This is a genomic window from Collinsella aerofaciens, from assembly GCF_039752985.1.
In the GTDB taxonomy this organism is placed as follows: domain Bacteria; phylum Actinomycetota; class Coriobacteriia; order Coriobacteriales; family Coriobacteriaceae; genus Collinsella; species Collinsella aerofaciens_BT.
The window spans coordinates 1-3,721 of the sequence record NZ_JBDMHA010000074.1 but is presented as its reverse complement, the minus strand read 5'-3'; the positions used below and the strand labels follow the sequence as shown (position 1 = coordinate 3,721).

The following is a 3,721-nucleotide window of genomic DNA, read 5'->3' as shown; positions in this document are numbered from 1 at the left end:
CCATAGGCGAGGCCGAGTGATCGTAGATGTGCCTGAGCGCAAGCCGTGCACGTGTGGCACCGGGTTTGCCGGGGTGCCGATCGAGCAGTTCGGTTATTTCATCCTTGGAGGTGGTGGCTGGTTGCTCGGTATAAGGGTCGGCGGGATTGAGCCTCATGCGATAATCGCCGCAAACTTCATAGCCATATTCGAGATATTCGATCCTATCCATCCACTCGGCAGCGAGCGCGAAGGTGAAGGCTTCGTCGGTGATGAAGATTCCGGGCGTCAACTCGTTAATATGCTCGTAGGGAAGATTTTGTCCAAGAATGTGGCAAACGACGCCTTTGGTACGAATTCGCTCAAATTCGAATACAACCGCGATATCGATAGTCTTAAGCATATCGGACGGAATGCCGCAGTCGGTAAGGGCCTGTCGTATGCGCGCAACACGTTGCTGGGTGGAGATGCCTTGTGCGCCTATCTGGTAGTCGTGCCGCGCAAGAGACTGAACCAAATTCTGGGGTGCATGATGGACAAGCCATGCGGTTTTATGCGAAATGAGAACAGGGGTATCCATTGAGGGCCTCTCGCTCTGAGCCGGTATCCAACTCTTATGTCCGTTGAAGTGGGGAAATATACCGGATGTGAGTAAATCAACTCACTCATGCTGTGAGCTCAATCCAAACATGTACGTCAGCCTCCAAAGATGTCGGAAAATGTCGTTTTTGGAGGGTGACGTACATGTTCTGGACCCCTGGCATTCCAGCAACGCCATGCCCCCACCCAGTCCCGACCGTTTGCCGAGCAATAGGGTCGCAATCGGCGCCGAACATGTACTATGTACGGGCATTGTCCAAATCCGTAATCCAAAGGACCCCATCTTGCCCGTCGTCGCCGCTATGACCATTACCTCACATGCATCGGATGCCATGGTCGCCATTCCGTTTTGGCTCGAGATGTTCGCTGTTGTCGCTGCATCGATCTCGGGTGTGCTGGTTGCGCGCGAGCACAAGCTCGACCTGGTGGGCGCGATCGCGCTCGCGGTGGTCTGCGGTCTGGGCGGCGGTCTTTTGCGCGATATGACGCTGCAGGTGGGCAACGTCTACATCCTCAACCAGCCGATGGCGCTGCCACTTTCCATTGCCACGGCAGCCATCATCTATATTTTCCCGGCAATCGTCGACAAACCCGAAAAACTCATTCCCCTGCTCGACATCATCTCGGTCGGCATCTACGCCGCCACTGGAGCAGACAAGGCGCTGGTCTACGGCTTTGCGCCGGCGGTGTGCATCATGATGGGCTTTTTCACCGCGGTGGGCGGCGGCATGTTGCGCGACGGCTTTATGGGCGTGGTTCCGGGCATTTTCCAACGTACTAACTTTTATGCCATCGCCGCCATCGCCGGATCGACAAGCTATGTGTGTCTCGTTATGAGCGGCATCATGAGCAATGTCGCCGCGCTGGTCGTATGCGTTGTCGTGACCATGGGTCTGCGCTGGCTCTCGCTGCGCTTTGACATCAAAAGCCCCACCGAAGAAGATATCGCGCGCTTCTTGCACCGTAAAAAGTAGACAGCACGGCACGACCCTTCGAAATGCAACCGAGAGGTTCTTTTAGAGCGCCCACGCGTTGGGTACCCTGTTAGATATATGCCGAGTATCTAACGAAGGATTCACTATGCCCTGCAATCAATTCCCGTTGACCCAGCGCCGTAAAGCATGGGGCCGCATCACCATCCTATTCGCGCTCATCGCGCTGGCGATCACCGTGCTTCCCACGGCGTCGTTCGCCGGCACGGACACCGCAGGCAACGTACTTGCGACCGACAATGACGCCAATCCGTCCGGCGTTGAGGGTGACCTGTACTGGGCCGGTCAGGCCCTCAACTTGGATGACGCCTCCATCGACCGCGACATAATTGCGGCAGGCGAGAGCCTCTCCATCCGCGACTGCACGGTGGGCGGCGCCATCCGCTTGGCGGCACGCACTATCGATATCGCCAAGACCACGGTTGATGGCAGCGTCACGGTCGTCGGTCAGCACGTTGTGCTCAATTCCGACAGCACCGCCAACTGTTTCTATGCGATAGGCGAGACGGTTGCCCTACGCGGCTCCACCAAGTCGGCAGCGCTTGCGGGCGATACGGTGACCATCGATGGCACCGTCGAGGGCGATGTCGAGGTTTGGGCCGACAAGCTCATCCTGGGCAAGAACGCCCATATCACCGGCACCGTGAACGCGCACGTCTCCGAGGACCCCGAGCGCGCCGCGGGAGCCGAGGTCGGCGCACTCAAGATCGACCGCACCGAGAACGAGGATACTTCCACCGTTAACGATGTCATCGGCGGTATCGTCGCCGCGGCACTCTCGACCTGCTTTGTCGCTCTGCTGCTCGAGCTCGTCTTTCCGCGTGCGACTGCCAGCGCCGCCGGTATGCTCCACCAGCGCCCCATGCCCCTGTGGGTGAGCGGTCTTCTGGGCACGATTGCTATCGTCCCCGCCGTCCTACTGCTAATTATCTCTATCGCTGGTCTGTCGCTTGCCGGAGCCCTCATGTGCGGTGTTATTGGCATCGCGCTGGTGTCGAGTGCCTTTGCAGGGTGCGCGATCGCGCGCATGGTCGGACACAGCCAGAACCGCTACGCCATGGCAGCCGCTGGTGGCGTAATCGCAGGCGCCCTCACGGGGCTTCCCCTCGTAGGCGGCTTCATCAGCGGCGTGGCCTTTGTCTTTATGCTCGGCTACATCATCCAAATCATCTGGCACAACGCCCACCTCAAGCCGCAGCAGCCGGCTAACACGCCAGAGCTTCCCACCGCTTAGCAGCCGATCACCACAAAGGGGCCAGGCACCTTTGTGGTGGTGCAAAGGGGTCAGGTTACTTTGCAACAACAAACAAATCAAAACCACCCCTAAAAGGGGTGGTTTGCTCTTAGGGTATAACCCTTGGATTTCCGGCACGCGTCTAAAGGCGCCGGCCCTCACGGGGTTCGGGCCGCACTGCAGGTTGACCCGTGACGGGCCGGTCAAACCGGCGCTATTTGCGCCCCGGCCCCCTATCGAAGGGGTCCTCGTACTCCTTGACGCTCAGCCGGTCGAGCGCGATGTCGGCCTTCTCCTGCTCCCGGATGTACTTCGCGATCGTGGCCTCGTTCAGGCCGACGGTGGACACGTAGTAGCCCTCGGCCCAGAACTTCCTGTTGCCGAACTTGTACTTCATGTTCGCGTGCCTGTCGAATACCATCAGCGAGCTCTTCCCCTTCAGGTAGCCCATCACGCTCGACACGCTGTACTTCGGCGGTATCGCCAGCAGCATGTGGACGTGGTCGGGCATCAGGTGCCCCTCGATGATCTCTATCCCCTTGTACTGGCAGAGCTTCCTGAAGATCTCCCCAAGGTCGGACCTTATTTGGTTGTAGATGACTTTGCGCCTATACTTCGGCGTGAACACGACGTGGTACTTGCACATCCACTTCGTGTGCGACAGGCTGTAGGCCTTCTGGGCCATACGCCACCACCGCCCTCTCGACTCGGATTCCTTGCGGCCTGAACAATCGCAAGTGTCCGGCGAGGGGGCGGCTTTGTAAAGCCGGTTGTCCCCACCCGCATAGCGGGTGGTTTCTGATGCGGCGCGCTGCGCGCCCCGCACAGGCTAAAGCCTTTAATCAGAACCACCCTTAAAAAGGGTGGTTTGCTCTTAGGGTATAACCCACGGGCCCCGGGCTCGCGTCTAAAGGCG

General features: G+C 58.8%; 3 protein-coding genes and 1 pseudogene. 2 read left to right on the top strand and 2 right to left on the bottom strand.

Translation table 11 applies throughout. From position 1 onward, the window contains the following. Positions 1–559 (bottom strand): annotated as a pseudogene (locus ABHR76_RS08800) (hypothetical protein); the annotation flags it as partial. Between the two features lie 304 nt (positions 560–863). Here ABHR76_RS08800 and ABHR76_RS08795 point away from each other — a divergent pair. Next, positions 864–1,553, top strand: coding sequence for a trimeric intracellular cation channel family protein (locus ABHR76_RS08795; protein ID WP_346977412.1), 690 nt, complete (start codon positions 864–866; stop codon positions 1,551–1,553). Positions 1,554–1,659: 106 nt separating this feature from the next. Beyond that, positions 1,660–2,805: a bactofilin family protein gene (locus tag ABHR76_RS08790; protein ID WP_346977410.1), complete on the top strand. Its 1,146-nt coding sequence runs from the start codon at positions 1,660–1,662 to the stop codon at positions 2,803–2,805. Positions 2,806–3,019: 214 nt separating this feature from the next. On the opposite strand, the gene tnpA is transcribed toward ABHR76_RS08790, so the two are convergent. Next, a complete protein-coding gene (gene tnpA / locus ABHR76_RS08785; protein ID WP_117734320.1) occupies positions 3,020–3,490 on the bottom strand; it encodes an IS200/IS605 family transposase in 471 nt (156 codons plus the stop codon). Positions 3,491–3,721 lie beyond the last annotated feature (231 nt).

What these genes read in the sequence shown, in the direction of transcription:
- ABHR76_RS08790 (WP_346977410.1), top strand. Translation starts at nt 1,660, where the DNA reads ATGCCCTGCAATCAATTCCCGTTGACCCAGCGCCGTAAAGCATGGGGC.
- tnpA (WP_117734320.1), bottom strand. Translation starts at nt 3,490, where the DNA reads ATGGCCCAGAAGGCCTACAGCCTGTCGCACACGAAGTGGATGTGCAAG.